Annotated in this window: 23 protein-coding genes and 1 riboswitch; of the genes, 9 read left to right on the top strand and 14 right to left on the bottom strand. The window is 61.7% G+C overall.

The genetic code is table 11. The features are described from left to right. Positions 1-19: 19 nt before the first annotated feature. Positions 20-457, top strand: coding sequence for a SufE family protein (locus tag WNZ15_RS07420; protein ID WP_342892326.1), 438 nt, complete (start codon positions 20-22; stop codon positions 455-457). A 92-nt stretch (positions 458-549) separates the two neighbouring features. On the opposite strand, the gene WNZ15_RS07415 is transcribed toward WNZ15_RS07420, so the two are convergent. The 8 genes from WNZ15_RS07415 to WNZ15_RS07380 form a co-directional block, all read right to left on the bottom strand. After that, positions 550-966 carry a MucR family transcriptional regulator gene (locus tag WNZ15_RS07415; protein WP_342892325.1) on the bottom strand — a complete coding sequence of 139 codons (417 nt, stop codon included), beginning with the start codon at positions 964-966 and terminating at the stop codon, positions 550-552. A 308-nt stretch (positions 967-1,274) separates the two neighbouring features. Beyond that, positions 1,275-1,619, bottom strand: coding sequence for a monovalent cation/H(+) antiporter subunit G (gene mnhG, locus WNZ15_RS07410; protein ID WP_342892324.1), 345 nt, complete (start codon positions 1,617-1,619; stop codon positions 1,275-1,277). Beyond that, positions 1,616-1,972: a cation:proton antiporter gene (locus WNZ15_RS07405; protein ID WP_342892323.1), complete on the bottom strand. Its 357-nt coding sequence runs from the start codon at positions 1,970-1,972 to the stop codon at positions 1,616-1,618. The genes mnhG and WNZ15_RS07405 overlap by 4 nt, the downstream gene beginning before the upstream one ends. Further along, positions 1,969-2,445, bottom strand: coding sequence for a Na+/H+ antiporter subunit E (locus WNZ15_RS07400; protein ID WP_342892322.1), 477 nt, complete (start codon positions 2,443-2,445; stop codon positions 1,969-1,971). Before WNZ15_RS07400 ends, WNZ15_RS07405 begins: the two co-directional genes overlap by 4 nt. Then, on the bottom strand, positions 2,442-4,031 hold the full coding sequence (locus WNZ15_RS07395) for a Na+/H+ antiporter subunit D (protein ID WP_342892321.1): 1,590 nt from the start codon (positions 4,029-4,031) through the stop codon (positions 2,442-2,444). The genes WNZ15_RS07400 and WNZ15_RS07395 overlap by 4 nt, the downstream gene beginning before the upstream one ends. A 5-nt stretch (positions 4,032-4,036) precedes the next feature. After that, entirely contained in the window at positions 4,037-4,414 is a 378-nt protein-coding gene (locus tag WNZ15_RS07390) for a Na+/H+ antiporter subunit C (RefSeq protein WP_342892320.1), read from the bottom strand. Continuing rightward, positions 4,414-4,833 (bottom strand): Na(+)/H(+) antiporter subunit B, encoded by a 420-nt coding sequence (locus tag WNZ15_RS07385; protein ID WP_342892319.1) that lies wholly within the window; start codon positions 4,831-4,833, stop codon positions 4,414-4,416. The genes WNZ15_RS07390 and WNZ15_RS07385 overlap by 1 nt, the downstream gene beginning before the upstream one ends. Then, entirely contained in the window at positions 4,833-7,217 is a 2,385-nt protein-coding gene (locus WNZ15_RS07380; protein WP_342892318.1) for a putative monovalent cation/H+ antiporter subunit A, read from the bottom strand. The genes WNZ15_RS07385 and WNZ15_RS07380 overlap by 1 nt, the downstream gene beginning before the upstream one ends. A 436-nt stretch (positions 7,218-7,653) precedes the next feature. Between WNZ15_RS07380 and WNZ15_RS07375 the strand changes: the two genes are divergently transcribed. The 3 genes from WNZ15_RS07375 to WNZ15_RS07365 all read left to right on the top strand — a co-directional run bounded on the left by WNZ15_RS07375 (position 7,654) and on the right by WNZ15_RS07365 (position 10,074). Beyond that, on the top strand, positions 7,654-8,631 hold the full coding sequence (locus WNZ15_RS07375; protein WP_342892317.1) for a diguanylate cyclase: 978 nt from the start codon (positions 7,654-7,656) through the stop codon (positions 8,629-8,631). 85 nt (positions 8,632-8,716) lie between these two features. Then, positions 8,717-9,175: a peptide-methionine (R)-S-oxide reductase MsrB gene (gene msrB / locus WNZ15_RS07370; protein WP_342892316.1), complete on the top strand. Its 459-nt coding sequence runs from the start codon at positions 8,717-8,719 to the stop codon at positions 9,173-9,175. A 158-nt stretch (positions 9,176-9,333) separates the two neighbouring features. Further along, the gene (locus WNZ15_RS07365) at positions 9,334-10,074 is read left to right on the top strand and encodes a transporter substrate-binding domain-containing protein (RefSeq protein WP_342892315.1); all 741 of its coding nucleotides are present in this window, start codon (positions 9,334-9,336) and stop codon (positions 10,072-10,074) included. 21 nt (positions 10,075-10,095) lie between these two features. Here WNZ15_RS07365 and WNZ15_RS07360 read toward each other — a convergent pair whose 3' ends face one another. Next, entirely contained in the window at positions 10,096-10,482 is a 387-nt protein-coding gene (locus WNZ15_RS07360) for an MAPEG family protein (RefSeq protein WP_342892314.1), read from the bottom strand. A gap of 98 nt (positions 10,483-10,580) precedes the next feature. On the opposite strand from WNZ15_RS07360, the gene WNZ15_RS07355 reads away from it, so the two are divergent. Then, the gene (locus tag WNZ15_RS07355; protein WP_342892313.1) at positions 10,581-11,372 is read left to right on the top strand and encodes a helix-turn-helix transcriptional regulator; all 792 of its coding nucleotides are present in this window, start codon (positions 10,581-10,583) and stop codon (positions 11,370-11,372) included. On the opposite strand, the gene WNZ15_RS07350 is transcribed toward WNZ15_RS07355, so the two are convergent. Then, positions 11,356-11,784 (bottom strand): helix-turn-helix domain-containing protein, encoded by a 429-nt coding sequence (locus tag WNZ15_RS07350; RefSeq protein ID WP_342892312.1) that lies wholly within the window; start codon positions 11,782-11,784, stop codon positions 11,356-11,358. The two genes, WNZ15_RS07355 and WNZ15_RS07350, sit on opposite strands and share 17 nt — an antisense overlap. Positions 11,785-11,934: 150 nt before the next feature. On the opposite strand from WNZ15_RS07350, the gene WNZ15_RS07345 reads away from it, so the two are divergent. Together WNZ15_RS07345 and WNZ15_RS07340 are read left to right on the top strand one after the other, a co-directional pair. Next, positions 11,935-12,804, top strand: coding sequence for an SDR family oxidoreductase (locus WNZ15_RS07345; RefSeq protein WP_342892311.1), 870 nt, complete (start codon positions 11,935-11,937; stop codon positions 12,802-12,804). Between the two features lie 182 nt (positions 12,805-12,986). Continuing rightward, positions 12,987-14,225, top strand: coding sequence for an MFS transporter (locus tag WNZ15_RS07340; protein WP_342892310.1), 1,239 nt, complete (start codon positions 12,987-12,989; stop codon positions 14,223-14,225). On the opposite strand, the gene WNZ15_RS07335 is transcribed toward WNZ15_RS07340, so the two are convergent. From WNZ15_RS07335 to WNZ15_RS07320, 4 genes are all read right to left on the bottom strand, one after another. Next, a complete protein-coding gene (locus tag WNZ15_RS07335; RefSeq protein ID WP_342892309.1) occupies positions 14,185-15,198 on the bottom strand; it encodes an iron ABC transporter permease in 1,014 nt (337 codons plus the stop codon). The two genes, WNZ15_RS07340 and WNZ15_RS07335, sit on opposite strands and share 41 nt — an antisense overlap. Positions 15,199-15,274: 76 nt before the next feature. After that, entirely contained in the window at positions 15,275-16,207 is a 933-nt protein-coding gene (locus tag WNZ15_RS07330) for an ABC transporter substrate-binding protein (protein WP_342892308.1), read from the bottom strand. A gap of 16 nt (positions 16,208-16,223) precedes the next feature. Continuing rightward, entirely contained in the window at positions 16,224-16,997 is a 774-nt protein-coding gene (locus tag WNZ15_RS07325; RefSeq protein WP_342892307.1) for an ABC transporter ATP-binding protein, read from the bottom strand. After that, the gene (locus tag WNZ15_RS07320; RefSeq protein WP_342892306.1) at positions 16,994-17,398 is read right to left on the bottom strand and encodes a DUF1636 domain-containing protein; all 405 of its coding nucleotides are present in this window, start codon (positions 17,396-17,398) and stop codon (positions 16,994-16,996) included. Before WNZ15_RS07320 ends, WNZ15_RS07325 begins: the two co-directional genes overlap by 4 nt. A gap of 360 nt (positions 17,399-17,758) precedes the next feature. Beyond that, positions 17,759-17,973, bottom strand: a riboswitch (cobalamin riboswitch). Positions 17,974-18,099: 126 nt separating this feature from the next. On the opposite strand from WNZ15_RS07320, the gene WNZ15_RS07315 reads away from it, so the two are divergent. Together WNZ15_RS07315 and WNZ15_RS07310 are read left to right on the top strand one after the other, a co-directional pair. After that, complete coding sequence (locus tag WNZ15_RS07315; protein ID WP_342892305.1) at positions 18,100-20,187, top strand: S9 family peptidase; 2,088 nt, start codon at positions 18,100-18,102, stop codon at positions 20,185-20,187. A gap of 122 nt (positions 20,188-20,309) precedes the next feature. Further along, complete coding sequence (locus tag WNZ15_RS07310) at positions 20,310-21,902, top strand: ABC transporter substrate-binding protein (RefSeq protein WP_342892304.1); 1,593 nt, start codon at positions 20,310-20,312, stop codon at positions 21,900-21,902. Positions 21,903-21,929 lie beyond the last annotated feature (27 nt).

Below are 21,929 nucleotides of genomic sequence, written 5' to 3'. Positions count from 1 at the left end.
TCCTTCAAAGACCGGTGCCATGACAGCAAGCCTCAGTGAAATCCTTGAAACCTTTGAATTTCTCGACGACTGGGAAGATCGATACAAATATCTGATCGACCTCGGCCGGGAAATGCCAGATCTGTCCGCCGACGAAAAGACGGACGCAAACAAGGTGCGCGGCTGTGTGTCACAGGTCTGGCTGATCACCTCGATCGAGAAGGGGACGGATGGATCTCCGGTCCTGACCTTCAAGGGCGACAGCGATGCCCTGATCGTCCAGGGTCTCGTTGCAATCGTGACCGCTCTATTCAGTGGCAAGTCCGCCAGGGAAATTCTGGAGACCGATGTCGAGGAGATCTTTTCCCAGTTGGGCCTTCAGGACCACCTGACACCCCAGCGCTCCAACGGGCTGCGATCGATGGTCGGCCGCATTCGCACCGATGCGCAGCAGGCCCTCGAGGCGGCCTGCCCCTGACGGCGGTCGCCTTCGGGAAACCGGAGAGGATTCCAGACAAAAAAAGAGCTGCTCAAGGAGCAGCTCTCAGGACAGTCGGATAGCGGGCTGCGTTACTTGGAACGCTTGCGCTGCTGGCCGAGGCCCATTTTCTTCGCCAGTTCCGAACGGGCGGCTGCGTAGTTCGGTGCGACCATCGGATAGTCTGTGCCCAGGTCCCACTTCTCACGGTATTCTTCCGGAGTCATGTTGTAATGGGTCCGCAAGTGGCGCTTCAGAGACTTGAACTTCTTGCCGTCTTCCAGGCAGATGATGTAGTCCGGCATGACCGACTTCTTGATCGGCACGGCGGGCTTCAGCGGCTCAGGCTCTGGCTCGCTGGAAGCGTTCGCCGTCTTCTCCAACGCACCATATATCTCGCTGATCAGGTTTGGCAGATCTGTTGATGCAACCGTGTTGTTGCTCACATAGGCGGAGACGATGTCAGCCGTAAGATCAATCAGATTTATGTCCACCGGACTGTCAGTCATATGTCACCCGTTCTCTTCTGATTTTAAATTAAGCATTGGTGTTTACCTGCAAATCGAATGGCGCGTAAGCGGTTCTAGAATTTCCGTTACTTGGAGATCCGAAAATCAAAAACGATTCTACTTTGCAGGAAATCGTTATAGCCTTATATCGCCGACTTTCAGAAACGACAACCCCGGAAACCAAATAAAAATCGATCAGTATCAATAAAAATCAAATTATACAAATATTGACAGGAGCCTGTGCACTTTGTTTCACAATGGACCGATAGTATTGTGCATGCACCAACCATCCCCCCGGGAAACAGCCCTCAGCCTTTTGGCCGCACCGTTTCAGCCAGGGCGTCTTCCTTGGTGTCTGCGCAGGGCCGATATCCAGCGGCGTAGGCAGCTTTTGCCAACAAATGGGCCGAAATTGGGGCGGTCAGCAGGAAGAATACCACGCCGGCGACAGCCCGGGTGACAACGGCAAGGTCACCGGCATGCACGGCAAGGGCAAGCAGCATGACCCCCGAACCGAGCGTACCGGCCTTGGAGGCCGCATGCATGCGCATGTAGACGTCCTTCAGACGGATGAGCCCGATCGATGCCGCAAGCGCGAAAGACGCGCCGATGATGAGCATGATGCCGGTGACAATCTCAACGACCGCGGTCATTGTCCGGCCTCCCTGCGTGCGATGCTTTCATCCACTTCATCCATGATGGTCTTGTCGCCCGCCAACCCGCGATTGAGCACAAATCGCGCAAACGCGACGGTTGCCAGGAAACCGACCAGTCCAAGCGTGATGGCGATGTCGATATAAAGGTAGAACCCGGTGGACACGCCGATGACGGCGATGAAGCCGATACCGACGGCAACCAGCATGTCCAGCGCAACCACCCGGTCAGGCAGGCTCGGCCCCTTCACCGTCCTGTAAACGATGATCAGGAAGGAGATCGTGAGAAGAGCGAAGGCGATATGCACGCTGGCGTCGAGAAACTGGACGGCGAAGGTCTCAAACTGTGTCACCGGAACACCTCCAGAATCTTGCGCTCGAACCCGTTCTTGATGTCGTCGATCGTGGCCTGCACGTCCGGAACGTCGATGCAGTGGACGTAGAGGATCTTTCTGTCCTCGGAGACATCCACCGACAGGGTTCCCGGGGTCAGTGTGATCAGGTTGGCCAGCATCGTGATCTCGAAATCCCGGTCGACGGTCAGCGGGAATGCGATGATCCCCGGCTGCAGCTCGATTTTCGGCCGCAACACGATGATCGCAACACGCCAGGCGGACAGGACAAGTTCGTAAACGAACAGCAAGGCCAACCCGAACCCCTTGACGACGCGTTGGAAATACGCGCCCGTCCCGACCTGTTCACGGATCAGGTAAAGGGCTCCGAACCCCAGGATAAAGCCGAAGGCCAGGTTCAATTCCGAGAAACTGCCCGAGACTGCGCCCCAGGCAAGCGCCATCAGGATATTGATGAGAAAGAGACCGTTCATCCCTCACCTCCGAAAACCGAGCGCAGGTAACCGAACGGGTTGACGACACCGCTGGCTCCTTGCGTTGAAAGTTCCAGCATCCATTCCGGCTGAAGGCCGATATAGACGACAAGAGCGGTAAGTATCCCGAGCGGCAGCCACATGGCGGCTCCGGCGAGCTGCACCGGTTCTCCGGGCATGCCGGACACCGATTGACCATCCGGCGTTCCTTCCGGCCCGCCGCGCCAGAAAGCGTATATCCAGACACGGCCCATGGCCACTGTCGTCAGGAAGCCGCTCACCAGGATCGCGGCGCCCAGCCAGGCCCGTCCGTCCTGAAAGGCCGCATCGACCAGGATGACCTTCGGCCAGAAACCGGAAAAGGGCGGCAGTCCGGAGACGGCGAAGCCAAGCACCAGAAACACGCCCGCGAAGGCGGCGTTTTGCTGATAGAGACCGCCAAGCCGGCGCAGGTCGCTGGATCCGCCCATCATGCTCATGACGCCCGCGGCCATGTACAGCGCGGTCATGACGATGATCGAGTGGACGGCGTAGAAAATGGCGCCGGACATCGCCAGCACGGATCCGACGGCCACACCGGCCAGCATTGCTCCGATCCCGGCAATCACCAGGTAACCGAGAAGGCGCCGCACCTCGCTTTGCGCCAGCGCGCCGAAGGCTCCGGTCATGAGTGTCGCGATGGCCACCACGCTGATCACGTCGGCCAGGTACCCGCGCGATGCGGGCAATATCATGACAAGCACCCGGATCAGCGCATAGACGCCGACCTTGGTCAAAAGCCCGGCAAACACGGCGGAGACCACCACATTCGGCGTGTGATAGGACGCCGGCAGCCAGAAGTTGACCGGAAACGCGGCCGCTTTCATGGCAAATGCCAGGAAGTAGAGTGCGGCGACGGTCGCCAGGGTGCCGGATGCCGGGTTCTCGAGATCGGAAACCTTCATGGCGATGTCGGCCATGTTGAGCGTGCCGAAGATGCCGTAAAGCAGGCCCGTGGCGATCAGGAACAGGTTCGTGCCCACCAGATTGAGCACACCGTATTTGACGGCTCCGTCCAGCTGGATGCGGTCGTTGCCGAGCACCAGCAGGCCATAGGAGGAAATCAGCAGGACTTCGAACCAGACGTAGAGGTTGAAGACGTCGCCTGTCAGAAACGCGCCGCAGACACCCGTCATCAGCAACAACAGGAAGGGATAGAACCCGTAGCGCCGGCCCGTGTTGTCGACAGTTGCCGCCCCGTAGACGCCGGCGCAGAAGGCAACCACCGAACCGATCAGCGACAGGGTCGCCCCGAGCGTATCCACGGTGAAGGCAATTCCGAAGGGAGGCAGCCAGCTGCCCATGACCATGGTGATCATGCCCGTGTCGAGGACACGGATCAGAAGACCGACGTTGGCCAGCACCAGAAGCGCCAGGAAACCGATACCGAGTTTCGGCTGCAGATCGGTATTCTTGCGCAGCATCAGGCAGAGCGACCCGCCCAGAATGGTGATCAGCGACGGCGCGACCACCAGCCAGTCGCCCGCCGGAACCGGCAGGACGTTCATGGCCAGGGCAAGATCAACGGATTGGGAAGAACCGGCCATAAATTTTAGTACCCCTGCGGCGGAGTTTGATCGTTTTCAGGTTCGGCGAGACGCATTTCGTTGACCTCGTCCGTGCCGAGTTCCTGGTAGGCCCGGAAAGCCAGCACCAGCAAGAAGGCGAAGAAGGAAAAGGAAATCACGATAGCGGTCAGCACCAGGGCTTGAGGCAGCGGATTGGCTGTTGCCGTTGCAGGCACGTAGAGATCTTCGGGGATCAGCGGCGGCACTTCGCGTGTCAGCCTGCCGTTGGTGAAGATCAGCATGTTGACCGCGTTGCCCAGAATGGCGATGCCGAGCAGCATCCGCACGAGCTGTTTGGACAGCATCAGATAAACGGCAACGGAGAAAAACAGACCGATCAGAATTGTGACACCGGTTTCCATCAGTCGGTCTCCCTTTCCTCAAGCGCGAGCGCGATCGAACCGATCGCCCCGACAACCACCAGATAGACGCCGATATCGAAGACCAGCGGCGTCGACAGGGCCACCTCCACGTTGAACAGATCGAATATCAGCCATTGGCTGGTCATGAACGCCTGGTTCTTGAAGAACGACAGGGTCCCGGCGAGCGCGCCGATGAACAGCCCGAAACCGGCAACGCCCATCGGATGGAATACCATGGCGCGGCGGACCGAGGCCACGCCGCAGGCGATACCGAAAATCGCCAGCGCCGAGGCTGCGATCAGGCCGCCGATGAAACCGCCGCCGGGTTCGTTGTGGCCGCGCAGCAGCACGAAGATCGAAAACAGGACCATCAGCGCGGCAAGATAGGGCGCGATGGTGCGGAAGATGATTGTGCGCATCAGCGGGCCTCGGCCTGTTGGGTTTGCATGGCTTCCTGTTCGGACGCCTGTGCCGTCTTGTCCGGCCTGGTCCGCACCCGGATCAGGGCCAGCACGCACAGGCCGGCGAGCACGACCACGGCGATCTCGCCGAGCGTGTCGAAGCCGCGGAAGTCGACGATGATCACGTTGACGATGTTGCGGCCATGCGCGATCGATCTGCTGAACTGCGCGAAGAAATCGGACAGGCGCGAATCGAAGGGCTGCTGGGTGATCGCCAGCATGGTCAGCGTCAGACCGAGGCCGACGGCAATGGCCACGATGCCCGTCAGGACGGCTGCGGGCCAGGGCCGGTGATCGCTGGGCGACAGGTTCAGCCGTGTCATGACAAGAGCCAGAATGACAACCGACAGGGTTTCCACCATGAACTGCGTGAAAGACAGGTCCGGCGCGCCGAACATCATGAAGATCAGCGCCACGGCGAACCCCTGGATGCCGAGGGACACGATTGCCGTCAGACGCGTCTTGGCGACCAGAACCGCGATCAGCCCGAGAACGGCGATCAGGAAGATGCCCCACTCGTAGAACCGGTATTCCGGCATTTTCGGCATGGCCGGGTAGCTGCCGGTAAGGTATCCCGGCAGCAGCACCGCCACGGCCGTGAAACCGAAGATCAGGATCATGTAGGTCTGCATCTTGCCGTTCTGCACCAGCCGTGTCAGCCAGCCGGAGAAGCTGACGATGCCGGCGACAACCTGATCGAACCCCTTGTCCGGTCCCCACCCGATTGCCGCCAGCACGCCGGCGATCAGGCTGCGCAAGCGGTCGAGCTGCGTGAACAGGGCGATACCGAGCCCGATCGTGATCAGCGACAGGATCAGCGGCGCATTGATCTTGGTGGGCCACAGGTGGAGATCGACCTCCATGATCCGTCCGGCCACGGACGACAGGGTCGGACCGATGAAGAGCGCGCCCGTTGTGTGGGCGACCAGGGCGAGACCGAGCCCCGTGACCGAGAGAAAGACCGGCCCGGCGAACAGAAGGACAGGTCCTTCATGCGCATGTTTGGGCGTCTCCACCTTCGGACCCAGAAAGGGTTTGATGGCAACGGCAGCGGCGATGACCAGCATCAGGGCATTGCCGACGACCGCGGTCGCGGTGACGGCCAGCCCGAACCCGGGCCAGCCCCAGGTCCCGTAATAAAGCACTTCCTTGGCGACAAAGCCGATGAACGGCGGCAGCCCGGCCATGGAGAGCGCCGCGAGACAGGCGGCCGCGAACGTGATCGGCATTGCCGAACGCAAGCCGCCCAGCTTTGTGACGTCGCGGGTTCCCGCTTCGTGATCGATGGTGCCGGACACCATGAACAGCGCGCCCTTGAACAGCGAATGGGCCAGCAAGTAGAGAACCGCGCCTTCCAGCGCCTTCTCGTGACTTGTGCCCGTCAGCATGACCAGAAGGCCGAGCGAGGCGACCGTCGTATAGGCGAGCATCAGTTTCAGGTCGGTCTGGCGCACGGCAAGCAGCGTGCCCACCAGCAGTGTCACCCCCCCGAACAGCGGCAGCACCGTTGTCCACAGCACCGTATCGCCCAGCAACGGATGCATGCGCATGAGAAGATAGACACCGGCCTTCACCATCGTTGCCGAATGCAGATAGGCGGAGACGGGTGTCGGCGCTTCCATCGCGTTCGGCAGCCAGAAATGGAACGGGAACTGCGCCGACTTGGTGAAGGCGCCACCCAGAACCAGCAGGAAAATCGGCAGATACAGCGTGGTGTCCTTGATGATGTCGGGTGACGACAGCAGCACCGACATCTCGATTTCACCGGTCGCCGATATGATCAGGATGAACCCGGCCAGAAGCGCCAGGCCACCGCCGCCGGTCACCAGCAGAGCCTGCAGCGCCGCCCGCCGGGACGCCGCGCGCAGATGATCGAAACCGATCAGCAGGAAGGAGGTGATCGATGTCAGCTCCCAGAAGATGAACAGCGAGATCAGGTTGTTGCACAGCACCAGCCCGAGCATCGACCCCATGAACATGAACAGGAACGAGAAGAACCGGCCCTGCTGGGGATGTCCTTTCAGATAGCCGCCCGCATACAGGATGATGAAAGTTCCGATCCCGGAGATCAGCATCGCGAACAGGGTCGACAATCCGTCCACATAAACGGAGAAATTCACTCCGTAGCCCGGAGCCCACGCCATCGCCGCGACGAAGCTCTCCCCCCTGGACACCGGCTCGACGAAGCCGGCGAAATGAAGGAAGATCAGCGCGGGTACGATCGCGAGCGGCCAGGCGGCGTTGTGTTTGAACCAGCGTGTCAGAAACGGCGCGATCACAGCCGCAGCAAAGGGGGCGAGGACAGCATAGAGTGTGGTGTCGTCGATCATTGCTGGCGTCATTCTGATCTTTCGTCACGATAATGAGTGAAACCTCAGCACGGATCGGGTCGAATCAGCGCTGGCTCGCCGGATCATAGCGATCCGAAAGGTCTATGACATGTCTTAGGCAGTAGAAATCGCCTCTTCAAGCTCCCGAATGCCGATTTTCAGACTTTTCGAACAGCCGCTTGCGCAGTTTTACAAGGGTCCGGCATCGTACAGCCTCACTTCTGCAGATTTTCCCGAGGCCGGCAGGCCGCCGGCGAACCGCGTCAGGGGTTTTGCGGACGGTTTTGTGGGTCCCTTGCGCCGATCCGAACAACCGGCACAGGCCGGTCTCTCGCCGAACCGCCCTTGCCTCTTGATTTCGCAGCGTAAATACCGTTGACTTTGTTATGTCTTTTGACTTTCAGGTTTCGGTTCAGCCGGATTTGCCGGTGAACTGAGCGAGGCAAATATGGCGTTGGACAGCGACAGGGATCACCGGCCCGAGGCGGATTTGTTTCGCTCGTCCAGCATCGACTTCGAAAGCCTCGTCAAACTCAGCAATGATGCCCTCGCGCTCGTGACGCTTGACGGGACCCCGCTCTATATCTCGCCCGCCGCGGAAAAGCTGTTCGGCTGGAGCGTCGACAAGCTCGCGGACCGCCTCAGCGACCTTGTCTATGTCGGGTCCTTGAACGCGGACGCGGAACTGCTGCACCTGATACTTTCAGGCGGCGGCGACCCGCTTGCGCCGCTGCCTTGCGCGGAACTGCAGTTCCGGTCCGCCAACGGCACCCTGGCCTGGGCGGAAGTCACCACTCGTCTTCTGCATGATCCGGCCGGTGCGCCCTATGCATTTGCGGTCTATTTCCGCAGCATTGCCAAACGCAAGGAACTGGAATGGCTGCTGGAAGCAGCCACCCAGACAGATCCTCTGACCGGCCTGTACAACCGCAGGGCTTTCGAAGATGCCCTGAAGCGGGAATGGGCAATCGCCCTGCGCGAGAAGACCCACACCGGCCTGATCAAGGTTTCGCTCGACCGCTTCGATGCCCTGAGCGAACATTTTGGTCCGAGCGCCGCCGAGGACTGCCTCACCAAGGTCGCCAACACGCTGATGGAAACCTCCCGGCGTCCCGCCGACATCGCTGCCAGAACCGCGTCCTCGGAATTCTCGCTGCTTCTGCCCAGAACACACGAACTGGGTGTGGAAACAATCAGCGCCTATATACATGTCGCCATCCAGGATCTCGGCATCCCCAATCCGGACAACAGTGCCGGCAACGGTGTCATGACAGCGTCTGTCGGCGCGGCTTGCGCGGTCGCCGAACAGGCAGGGATTGCGGAAAGCTCCGAGTTCCTGCTGGCCGCCTCTGAAAACTGCGTCTTCAAGGCACGCCAGGAAGGGGGCAACCGGGTCAAGTCCGTGATGAATTCTCTCACACGCTAGCTGACCGGCTTCCCGTCAGGAACGGCTTGTCGCCATCCTGCATCGCGCTTATGTCTGGAGCAGACGGCAGAGAAGGATTTGTGGGATGAGCAAAGAAAACACGGACCAGGCCACCGAAGGCCCGCGTGTCAGGAAAAGCACCGCGGAATGGATGAAACAACTGTCCCCCGATCAGTTCTATGTGACCCGCCAGTCCGGCACCGAGCGCCCGTTCACCGGGCCGTACTGGAACAACACCCTGATTGGCCGGTATGACTGCGTGTGCTGCGGCGCGCCGCTGTTCATGTCGGACACGAAATTCGACGCGGGCTGCGGCTGGCCGAGCTTCTTTCAGAGCGTGGAGCCCGATGCCATCCGCGAACTGGAGGATTCGTCCCACGGCATGGTGCGCACGGAGATCCGCTGCAACAGCTGCGACGCCCATCTGGGGCATGTTTTCCCCGACGGGCCGCCGCCGACCGGCCTGCGGTACTGCATGAACGGCCATGCCATGAATTTCGTGCACGGCGGCAGAAAGCCCGCAGGGAAAAACGAGGCCGAATAACCCCGAAAAAACAACCTTTGATAGAAATTTTGACAAAACAGCCACCACACAGACTGTTTTTGCCTTTTTATTGGCATCCCGGCGTAGTGATTCAGAATTCAGTTACACTACATAAGCATTATTGCCGATAAGAATGATTTCTTCATCGGGAGATGTGCTTGTCTTTTCTACGAATATTCCGGGCACCCGCGCTGTTGCTCTGTCTGGGGTTCCTTGTCGCGAGCCCGCTTCGGGCTGAAACGGCAACGCGCCTGGTTGCCTTCACCGGCTACCTGCCGCCACTGTCCATCGACAAGCAGCACAAGGGTATTTCCGTCGAATTGATGGAACTGGTCGCCGAGGAAGCCGGGCTGGAGATCGAGGTCCGCTACGCTCCCTGGAAGCGGGCGCAGGTGCTTGCGGAGACCACGCCCGGATCGCTGCTGTTCACGGCCGCCTACTCCGCGAGCAGAAAAGAAAAATTCCGGTACATCGCCCCTCTTCTCTATACCCAAAGCTCTTTCGTGACCCTGGACCGGCCTCTGGACACGATCGAGGAGGCCATCGAGAACAACAAGGTCATCGGCGTCCATCTGGGCAGCCTCCGCAGCCACATTCTGAAACGGTCCGGACTTGGAAATCTCGAGGAGATCTCCTCGGCGGACCAGATGAGTTCGATGCTCCGTGCCGGCCGTATCGACGCCTGGTACACCATGTCCATACGGGCGCGGTACATGTTCCAGCAACAGGGGTACGATCCGGAAGACCTCGTGGTCGGCGCACCGGTCAGCCATGGCATCCAGTGGCTGGTCGCCAACCGGGACCTGGATCCGAAGATAAGCTCCCGGCTGGCCGCCGCGGTCTCGCAGGTCTGGCGCGACCCGCGCTATTGGCAGATCGTCGACCAGTATACCCGCTAGGCGGTCTTGCGCTCAATCGGCTCAGGCCGGTACCAGGGCCCAGGCCATCAGGATCGTCCCTGCCAGTGCGATGCCATAGGCAATCGACCGCGGACCCGGGATGCCGCTGAGATAAAGCGGCACATAGGCAAGACGACCGAAAAAGAAAGCCTGCGCCCCGATCACTGCGAGGTCCATGTCCGTTTCCGGCAGGACGTAGGCAAGCACCGCAGGCACCAGGAAAAACGGCAGGTTCTCCTTCATGTTGACCAGCGCCTTGTCCGAGCGGGCGGTGAATTTGCCCTTGTCGGGCAAGACATCGCGTCCGCCCGCGTGGCGGAACAGGCCCTCCGCCGGCAGATAGAGCACTGCGCTCAGATAGATCTGGCAGAAATAAAGAACAAGAACGGCAAGGATCCAGGTCGTCATAGGTCTCTCCGGGGTGTCGGTTGCGCGGGAACGGTACGGACCCTAGATAATTTCATGTCCCCGGCAATTCCCTTGCCGGGAATAACATGGACGGTCTGATGACATTCGGCAGCAATTTGAAGTCCTTGCGCCGCGAACGCGGCCTCTCTCAGGCGGGACTGGCGGACCGGCTTGGATCGACCCAGCGACATGTGTCCTTTCTGGAAACAGGGCGTGCGAGCCCAAGCCGCTACATGGTCCAGCGTGTTGAGCGCGAACTTGCCCTTCCGGTCGCGCGCGCACAGGTGCTTTACGAAGCCGCGGGCTTCGCCAGCCCCTACAGATGCCGCGCTCAGGATTCGCCCGACATCGTCGAGGCACTGGACCTGATCGAGACACGCCTGCTCGCCCATTGGCCGTTTCCCGCCTATGTGCTCGACAAGCGCTGGACGGTCCTGCGCCGCAACCAGCCCGGAAACCTCTTTCTGTCCGGGTTTCACGAAGACCGGAACGAGCCGCCGAACCTGTTCAGGATCTTCCTGTCGCAGGCTTTCCGGGACCGCATCCTCAACTGGGAGGAAGCCGCACCGATCTTCGCCGCGCGGCTCTACCGGGAGGCCGCGGAAGATCCGGAACTTGAGGAACTGCTTGAGCAGGCGCGCGAAAGCGGCCTGCTGGACGGGCTCGACGAGAGTTTCCGGGAGAATATTCCGATCTTTGTCCCCGTCGAGGTTCTGGGACCGGACGGCAGCCGTCTGAAGATCACCTCCCTGCTCGGTCAGCTCGCTTCCGTGCAGGACGCGGTGGTCGAGGGCATGACGGTGGAACTCATGGTGCCGATGGACGCCGCCAGCGAAACCTGTCTGCTGGGTGCCGGCGCGCAGGCGTCCACTCTCAAGGCTGCCGGATAGTCCCGGCACCGGCCGCTTCCGCGCGCGCCTGCGAGGCGTCTCCCCTTGCCGTCAGGATGCGGCCGATATTGACTTCGATCCAATCGGCGAAGTCCCGGACCTTGACCGCCACCTCCTGTCCGATGGGTGTCAGACTGTAGGAGACACGGGGCGGAACCACCGGATACGAATGGCGATTGACGAAGCCGTCCGCTTCCAGGGTCTGCAGTGTCTGCGCCAGCATTTTCTCGCTGACGCCGTCAACCTTCCGGCGCAGGTCGGAAAACCTGTGATCGCGCTCCAGCAGTGCCATCAGCACAAGCACGCCCCAACGACTGGTCAGATGCTTCAGGATCTCCCGCGACGGACACGCCTGACTGAACAGCGCACCGCGCCTCAACTTTTCGGACAGGGCCACACCGTCATCGGACATATCCGTTTTTTCCGTCCCGTCGTCTCTCAAGGTCTCACCTCGGCTCAAATCAAAACTAACCTTTTTGTAGGTACTAACAAAAAGAAAGCTTCTCGTCTACATCACGGATGTCCGATGGAAACATCGCAGTCGAAACCAAGGAGAAACGAGATGATCGCAGTCACCGGAGCCAACGGCCAGTTGGGCCGCCTTGTTCTGAAGCATTTGGCAAAACTGACCGACACCCCAGTGCGCGCGCTCGTGCGCACGCCGTCGAAAGCGGAAGATCTCGCGAGCAGCCGGATCAGCGTCGTGAAGGCCGACTATGACGAGCCGGCAACGCTGCGGACGGCCCTTGAAGGTGTCGACACCCTGTTGCTGATATCCGGATCGGACATCGGCAGCCGCGTCCCCCAGCATACTGCGGTCATCGAGGCCGCCGGACAGGCCGGCGTCGGGTTCATCGCCTATACCAGCATCTTGAACGTTTCCCGCTCCAGCCTCATCTTCGCGAGCGAGCACGCTGTCACGGAACAGCTTCTCGCGGACAGCGGCATTGCCCACGCCCTCCTTCGCAACGGCTGGTATCTTGAGAATTTCGCCGGCACGATTGCCGGCGCCCTTGCCCATGGCGCCGTCGTCGGAGCCAGCGGCGACGGCAGGTTCTCGGCTGCCGCACGCGAGGATTATGCGGAAGCGGCCGCCCGCGTCCTCACCGGCGAGGACCGGACCACCCGTGCCCTTGAGCTGGGTGGCCGGCCTTCCTTCACCCTTGCCGAACTCGCCGCCGAGTTGTCGTCCCGGACCGGCCGGGACATACCCTTCACAAATCTGCCGGAAACGGCCTATGCGGATGTTCTTCAGCAGGCCGGACTTCCAGAAGGCTTCGCCAGGGTGGTTGCCGATGCCGACAGGGGCGCGGCGCAGGGCGAACTCGAAACGAATTCCTCCGACCTTGAGGAGGTGATCGGCCACCCGACCCGATCTTTGAGTGCCTTCGTGACCGACACCCTGAAAGGGCTCGCCGCAACCGCCGCCTGATCCGTTCCGAGCATTCCGACCATTCGGCCCGCCCGGCCTGCCCGCCGGCGCGGGCACCCCATTCCGGGCGGTGCCGAGGTCATTCATTCCCAAAACTGTTCAATAGCTTCAAGGATATTTGTTGGTTCGGGCCGGCGGGAGCTGTTAGGCAGGACAGATCGTCATTCCCCGGAAGCAGACCGATGTCCATCGCCGCCGCGCCCGATCCATACATCCAGGACGGCCCCTATGCCTGGTTCCGCCTGGCTGTCTGCATTCTGCTGAGCACCATCGGCGGCGCGGGCATGTGGGCGGTCGTCGTGGTGTTGCCGGCGGTGCAGGCGGATTTCGGCATCGACCGGGCGGACGCCTCTCTGCCCTACACCGCCACCATGCTCGGATTTGCCGCCGGAAACTATCTGCTCGGGCGCTTCGTCGACCGGTTCGGCATCGTCCCGCCGGTCATCGGATCGGCCTTCGCCCTGAGCGCAGGCTTCGCGCTCGCCGCCCTGTCGGGCGATGTCTGGATGTTCTCGCTCGCCCAGGGCGTGCTGGTCGGTCTCGGCACGGCGGCGACCTTCGGTCCGCTGATCGCCGACATCTCCCACTGGTTCGTGAAGCGCCGGGGACTGGCGGTCGGCTGCGCCGCCTGCGGCAACTATCTCGCCGGCGTGCTCTGGCCGTCCTTCATCCAGTGGAACCTGGCAACGGCCGACTGGCGCGAGACCTATCTCGTGATCGCGGTGGCCTGTCTTGTCACGATGGTGCCACTGGCGCTGATCCTGCGCCGCCCGCCGCCGGAAGGCGCCCTGGCTGCAGGCGCCGGTGCCCGCCCGTTCGGCGCTGAAACCTCGGGACTTCCCCCGGCCGCCCTGCAATGGCTGCTGGTGCTGGCAGGGCTTGCCTGTTGTGTCGCCATGTCCATGCCCCAGGTCCATATCGTCGCCTACTGCGTCGATCTCGGGTTCGGCATCGCGCCGGGAGCGGACATGCTCGCTCTCATGACCGGCGCCGGCGTGATCAGCCGGCTGGCCTCAGGTTACGTCGCGGACAAGATCGGAGGCGTCAAGACGCTGCTGATCGGCTCCGTCCTGCAATGCGCCGCTCTCTTTCTCTATATCCCGTTCAACGGCCTGGCCTCCCTCTATCTGGTCTCTCTGATATTCGGTCTTTCCCAGGGCGGTATCGTGCCGAGCTATGCAGTGATCGTGCGCGAATACCTGCCGGCCAGGGAAGCCGGGCAGCGGGTCGGACTGGTCATCATGGCGACCATTCTCGGCATGGCCCTCGGCGGTTGGCTGTCCGGCTGGATTTACGACCTGACCGGCTCCTACGAGGCCGCGTTCCTCAACGGCATCGCCTGGAACTTCCTGAACATGGCCGTGATCGTGTTCATTCTCTTCAGCGGCCGCCGCCGGCCTTCGATCGCAGCAGGACAATGAAGAACAGCCCGCCGATCAGGCCGGTGACGATGCCGATCGGCATGTCTTCCGGCGCCATCAGCGTGCGTGCCAGAATATCGGCCCAGATCAGGAAAATGGCGCCCAGGAGCAACGAGACGACGACCACCCGCTCGTAGTTGCCACCGACAAGGTATCTGGCGATATGCGGGATCATCAGACCGACAAAGCCGATAATGCCGGAAAAGGCGACCATGACACCGGTGACCATCGCACCGACGACAAACACGGTCAGACGGAACCTGGCAACGGCGATGCCCAGTGTCGCCGCGGTCTCGTCTCCAATGGTCATGGCATTGAGATCGACGGCTTTCAGGTAGAGATACGGGGTTGCCAGGGCCAGGACTGCGGCCGGATAGAGCAGATGGCTCCACTGGGCCAGCCCCAGACCGCCCAGCATCCAGAAGACCACCGTGTGGGTTGCGCGTGGGTCGCCAAGAAAGATCAGGACGTTCGCGAACGCCATGATGACGAAGGACACCGCGACACCGGCCAGAACAAGCTTGTCGGCGCTGGTCGCCGAGGCAAAACGCGTGACGCTAAGGACCGCCAGTGTGGCCGCAAGCGCGCCTGCGAAGGCCATCAACGGCACCGTCAGCAATCCCAGGAACAATCCTGTGTGGAGCAGCGCCAGGATTGCGCCGGCGGCACCGCCCGAGGAAATGCCGAGCAGATGCGGATCGGCGAGCGGATTGCGCGTGATCGCCTGAAGCGCTGCTCCCACGACGGCAAGCCCCGCCCCGACCAGGCCGGCCAGCAGGGTCCGTGGCAGCCGGACGTCCCAGACAATCGCTTCCCGGCCGGGTGACCAGTCCACGGCCACGAGACCGGGCCAGAGCTTGTTGGCGATCACGCCGAGAACCGTCTCGGCCGAAACGGACACAGCCCCGACCGTGACACCGGCGATCACGGACGCTGCCAACAGGACAAGACCGAGCGAAACGGCGGGCGCCATCGCGCCCCGCCTCCCCTCCGCTCCCGGGCCGTTGTCGTGTCCTTGTGCCGAACCGTTGCGTTCCGTCGGCAAGGCCTCACTCACCCGCAAAGGCCTCGACAAGTTTCCGGACGGCCCCGATGTTGCGCGGGCCGGGCGTCGCCTCGACATAGTCAAGGGTGACGAAGCGGTCGTTCCTGACCGCATCGATCCCGGCAAGCGCCGGATTTGACCGCATGAAATCCCGCTTCTCTTCTGCGGTGACATTGCCGTAGTTCACGATCACCACCACTTCCGGATCGCTGTCGATGACGGTCTCCCAGTCGATCCTGGCCCAGCTCTTCTCGAAACCGTCCAGCACGTTGACCCCGCCCGCAGCCTCGATGAGCGCTGTCGGCATGGCATAGCGTCCGGCAGTGAACGGCTTGTCCTCACCGCTGTCATAGACGAAGACGCGCACCGGCTCCGCATGCTGCAGCGGGGCCGTGATCCGGTCCAGTTCGAGCTTGTAGGCGGCGACCAGATCATGGGCTGTATCCTCGACGCCGAAAATCTTCCCCAGATTGAGCAGATCCGCATACATGTCATCCATGGAGACTTTGGGTTTGCCGCCGACATGGATGCAGGATTCGGTGAGTTCGTAGACCTTGATGCCGAACGGTGCCAGCGTTTCCGGTGTCACCTCGCCGCCGACCTTCATGCCGTAGTTCCAGCCTGCGAAATAGAAATCCGCGTCCGCCCCGATGAGCACTTCCTTGCTCGGATACCGCGCCGACAACTCCGGCAGTTCGGCGATGCCCGACCGCATTTCCTCATTCAGGGTTTTCCAGCCCGAGATGCCGGTATAGCCGACCATGCGGTCGCGCAGGCCGAGAACGAGCATCATCTCGGTCAGATTGACGTCGTTTGAAACCGCGGCACGGGGCGGCGTGTCGAACGAGACCTCCCGATCGCAGCTTCTGACGGTTGTTTCAGCGTATGCAGACCCGGTAAAAAGGACGGCAGTCAGGCACAAAAGCAGTCGTTTCATGTGTTTTCTCCAAAGTTCAAAGATGAAATGTCAGATGGGCCCGGCCACCTGGATCGCAGTCCCTGCGATGGACCTTCACCGCATAGGCCTTTTCGATATGCTCTGATGTCAGGACCTCGTCCGGCCTGCCGTGGGCGACCTGAATGCCCCGGTGCAGGAGCAAGATCCGGTCGCAGACCTGCGCTGCCAGATTGAGGTCATGCAGGCTGGTGACGACTGTTATGTCAAGACCGGCAAGCAGGGCCACGATTTCGAGCTGATGACGGATGTCGAGGTGATTTGTCGGCTCATCCAGAATGAGCAGTTGCGGCTCCTGTGCGAGAGCCCGTGCAACCATCACCCTTTGCCGCTCACCGCCGGACAGGGTCCCCATGGACCGCCCCGCCAGATCGGCAAGGCCCATGCGCTCCAGAGCCCCCTCGACTATGTCGGCGTCCCGCCGCCCGCCGCGGGAAAATCCGGCGCCGTGCGGTCTGCGGCCAAGGGCCACAATTTCGCGTACCGACAGGGCGAAGTCGGTGGGCTGTTCCTGCAAAACGGCAGCAACCTTGCGCGCGGCCTCACGCGCCGACAAGGACCAGATATCGTGTCCGTCCAGACAGACGGTCCCCTCCACCGGCCTGTGAAACCGGTACAGCAGGCGCAACAGGGTCGATTTTCCCGCCCCGTTGGCGCCGGCGATCCCCAGGACTTCGCCCCTTTCGAGCTCGAAACTGACCCGGTTGAGGAGCGGATCGCCCCGACCCGGTTGCCAGCTGACACCGCGCACAGACAAATGACAGCCGCTCATGACGGGTCCGCCATCTCGGTTTCCGTCGCGATCATCGCCGCGGGAATGCGGGCAAGCGCGGTCCGGCGCAGTTTGCCGGGCCGGTCCCCGGACGTGCACCAGCCATCATCCAGGAAACGGTATTGTTCGGCGAAGGCCACGAGGTCGTCGATATCCGTCTGGGGATCGATGTCCCCGAACAGGTAGGTCGCCTTCTCGTTTGCCCGATAGGCCACCGTGCAGGGCCTTGAGCATCCGGCCATGCAGGCGATCCCGGACACTTCGAAGCCGTCCGCGACCAGAGGCGCCGCCCCCTTCAGTGCTTCCTGAAGTTTCGCGATGAGGTCATGACCGGGACGGCAATCGCCGCCCTTGTGACGGCATGATGTGCACACGAAGATCCTGTGTTTGTCGGTGGTCATCAGTCTGTGCCCCTGCCGGTTCTTCCATGACGGCCCGGCACCGGGATATCCGGCACCGCGCACCTGCGCGCCTCCGGCACACGGGTGTCCGTGGCAGAGATTCGTAATGTTATTACATTACAACTGTCATAATGCGCAAGGCCGTTGGCACCGCCGTTCGGGCACATTGCCCTGGCCGCGCGATTGCCAAGACGGCTAGCAGCCGTCGCGATTAGGGATCGGATTGAAGGATATGTCGTGTGTGTCCGGTACATGTCGCCCTCCGCGAAGATGCGGGGCGGCAGGAAACCGAATGTCAATCTGTGTCAGCGCGGGCTGATAGGCCATGTCACTCGCTCCTCCGGGACACCCCGCCCGGGTTGAAGTTGAAGATGAAATGGCAGGTCTCCTGACTTGCGGGTCGACGCTTTCCTGGTCCTTCCCGGGTCTCCCCAGTGGCGTTTCCAGGTTCGCTCACCGCTCACAGTTGCGGGGGCAGTCACGGTTTTGGTGCCTGATGGCTACGCCGCACCGTGTTCCCTTTTAATCCCGATCCGGGGACGCCGGATTCGGAAACCATGTCGATCTTTGTGGCGAATTGCCCCGTGCCTGTCAATGCGCGAGGATTGCGTTCAGGCATGTCGCCGTCGTACCGTCCGCCTGGTCCTCTTGGCAACACTGTCCTCTTGCCTTCCCGGGTCAAAACTCCTACCTGCGGAGCCATGACAAAAAACTCACTTTCCCCGCGCGCCGAAGCGCGCCCCGCCACCCTCAAGACCCACGGCATCGAGCGCCAGGACGACTACGCCTGGCTGCGCGCCGACAACTGGCAGGAGGTCATGCGCGACGGCCGCGCAGCTTTGGCCGATGACATCGAAGCCTACCTCGATGCCGAGAACGCCTATCAGGATGCGCGGATGGCGCACACGAAGGATCTGCAGGAACAGCTCTTTGCGGAGATGCGCGGCCGCATCAAGGAAGACGACAGTTCGGTGCCCTCACCGGACGGCGCCTATGCCTACGGCCTGAAATACGAGACCGGCGGCCAGCAACCGATCTTCTTCCGCACGCCCCGCGACGGCGGCAAGGAAACGCTCCTGCTGCACGGCGACAGGGAAGCCGAGGGCAAGGCCTATTTCAAGCTGGGTGGCGCCGGCCAGTCGCCCGATCACAAGCTGCTCGCCTGGGCCTATGACGACAAGGGTTCGGAATTCTATACGCTACAGGTCCGCGACATCGACACCGGCAAGGACCTGAGCGACCGCATCGAGGACACCGGCGGCGGCGGCGTCTTTTCCGCCGACAGCCGATATGTTTTCTACATCCGCCTTGATGACAATCACCGGCCGTCGAAACTGTTCCGTCACGAGATCGGCACCGACCCGTCCACGGATCAGCTGGTCTTCGAGGAACAGGACGCCGGGTTCTTCATGGGGGTCGGCAAGACCCAGTCCGGCGACACCATCGTCATCGACATTCACGACCATGAAACGTCCGAGGTCTGGACGATCCCCGCGAACGACCCGACTGCCGAGCCGGTGCAAATCGCCCCGCGCGAGACCGGCATCGAGTATTCCATCGACGATCACGGCGACACCTTCTACATCCTCACCAACGCGGACGATGCGGAAGACTTCAAGATCGTCACCGCGCCGAAGGCCAGTCCCGGACGCGACAACTGGACCGACCTCGTGCCGCACAAGCCTGGCTGCCTGGTCCTGTCCCACTGTGTCTACAAGACCTTCATGACCCGCCTGGAGCGCGAGGACGGCCTGCCCCGGATCGTGATCCGCCGGCTGGCCGACAATATCGAACACGAGATCGCCTTCGACGAGGAAGCCTATTCCCTCGGCATGGGGGGCGGCTACGAGTTCGACACCTCGACCATCCGGTTTTCCTATTCCTCGATGACGACGCCGTCTCGGACCTACGACTACAACGTCGACACCCGCGAACGGGTCTTGAAAAAGGAACAGGAAGTGCCGTCCGGCCACAAGGTCTCGGACTATGTCACCCGCCGCCTGATGGCCCCTGCCGCGGACGGGGAAACCGTGCCTGTGTCGATCCTCTATCACAAGGACACCGAGCTGGACGGGTCCGCCCCCCTGCTGCTTTACGGCTACGGCTCTTATGGCATCACGGTGCCGGCCAGCTTCAACACCAACGCCCTGTCCCTGGTCGACCGGGGTTTCGTCTATGCGATTGCCCATATCCGTGGCGGCAAGGACAAGGGCTTTCGCTGGTACAAGGACGGCCGCCGGGAGCACAAGAAGAACACCTTCACGGACTTCATTGCCGCCGCAGATCACCTTGTCGCGGAAAAGCTCTCCTCACACGACAAGATCGTCGCCCATGGCGGCTCCGCCGGCGGCATGCTGATGGGGGCCATTGCCAATCTCGCGCCGGAGAAATTCGGCGGTCTGATCGCCGAGGTTCCCTTTGTCGACGTTCTCTCCACCATGCTCGACGACACGCTGCCGCTGACACCGCCGGAATGGCCCGAATGGGGCAACCCGATCACGGACAAGGCCGCGTATGAATACATTGCGTCCTATTCGCCCTACGACAATGTGACGGCGAAAGCCTATCCCGCGATCTTTGCCGTCGCCGGCCTTACCGATCCGCGCGTGACCTACTGGGAGCCGGCAAAGTGGGTCGCAAAACTGCGCGCCACCCAGATCGGCGACAGCCTTGTGTTGCTGAAGACCAACATGGAGGCCGGACACGGCGGCGCCTCGGGCCGTTTCGACCGGCTGAAGGAAGTCGCCCTCAATCAGTCCTTCGCACTGATGGTCGCCGGCAAGGCCTGATCCGGTCGCTCACGGTGAATTGAAAACAGATCCGGGCCCGCATGCGGGTCCGGTTTTTCTTTTTCCTGCAAATGCCATAGGTTTGATTGAGACGAACAAGACCATGAACTATGGGGATATTCATGAAACAGTCCTGCCACTGGATCCAGAGCCGTACTGCGGTTGTCACACTTTCCGCGGCCCTTCTGTCATCCGTGACGCTCGCATCCGCCGCCGAATTGCGCTGGTCCTCGCCGACGGATCCGCAGACAATGGATCCCCATGCCGTCAGCTCCGCTCCGGTGCTCGGGTTTTTGAACAACGTCTATGAAGGCCTGGTCCGGCGCGACAAGGACATGGCGATCGCGCCCTCTCTGGCGGCAAGCTGGGAACCGCTCGGCGGCGACGGTTGGCGCTTTCACCTGCGCGAGGGCGTCAAGTTTCATGACGGTGCCGATTTCACCGCCGAAGACGTGTTGTTCTCCTACCAGCGCGCCTCTTCCGAAGCGTCGGACGTGAGTTCCTGGTTCGCACCGGTCAAGGAAGTCAAGGTGGTCGACGACCACACGGTCGATTTCCTGACACATGCCCCGGATCCGATCTTCCCGGACTCGATCGCCAATTTCATGATCCTGGACAAGGACTGGGCCGAGGCCAACGGTGCCGCACTGCCGGCAAAGGACACGGAAACCCACGCCACCCTCAATGCCAACGGCACCGGCCCTTTCACGCTGGCCGCGCGGGAACCGGGCGTCGAGACGGTTCTGGAAGCCTATGACGGCTGGTGGGATCAGCCGGAGCACAATCTCACCAAGGCAACGTTCCTTCCGATTGCCAACCCCGCCACCGCCGTCGCCGGCCTGTTGAGCGGTCAGGTCGACCTGATCAATCCCGTGCCGGTGCAGGATGTCGGCCGCATCCGGAACCAGGACGGTTTCGCCCTGCATCAGGGCATCGAGGCGCGCGTGATCATGCTCGGCTTCGGCCACAACCACGACGCCTTGAAGTCATCCGGCGAAACCGCCGGAACGAATCCGTTCCAGGACGTGAAGGTGCGCACCGCGGTCCAGAAGGCGATCAACGCGGAAGCACTGGTCGACAAGATCATGCGCGGCAATGCCGAGGTCGCCAGCCAGCTCGTCAGCCCGCAGATGAAGGGCTACAGCAAGGCGGCGAGCACGCGTATCGGCCACGATCCGGAAGGCGCCCGGGCGTTGCTCTCGGAAGCCGGCTATCCGGACGGGTTTTCCTTCGGACTGTCCTGCCCCAACGACCGCTACATCAATGACGAAGCCCTGTGCAAGGCCATGGCCGCCATGCTTGCGCAGGCGGGCATGAAAGCAAAACTGAACGCGATGCCGGTGCGCAACTACTGGCCGGAACTGCGGTCGGGCAATTTCGACATGTATCTTCTCGGCTGGTCGCCGGGCACGTTCGACGCCGAGCATCCGGTCCGGTTCCTGGTCACATCCAAAAACGACGAGAAGAAACTCGGCAGCTGGAATTTCGGCGGCTATTCCAATTCGAAGGTCGACGCGCTGTTGCCGCAGATCCAGCGGGAAATCGATCCGGAAAAACGCCAGGCCATGCTGGACGAGGTCGCAACGATTGTCCGTGACGACGTGGTCTATGTGCCGCTGCACATCCAGCCGCTTCTGTGGGGCTCGAAGTCGAACATCGACCTCACCCAGCGTGCGGACAACTTCCTGATGCTGCGCTGGATCACAGTCAACTGAGACCGGACTGTTGAGGAAAAGGGCGGC

The organism is Roseibium sp. AS2 (genome assembly GCF_038900065.1).
In the GTDB taxonomy this organism is placed as follows: domain Bacteria; phylum Pseudomonadota; class Alphaproteobacteria; order Rhizobiales; family Stappiaceae; genus Roseibium.
This window is presented reverse-complemented; position numbering and strand designations above follow the sequence as displayed.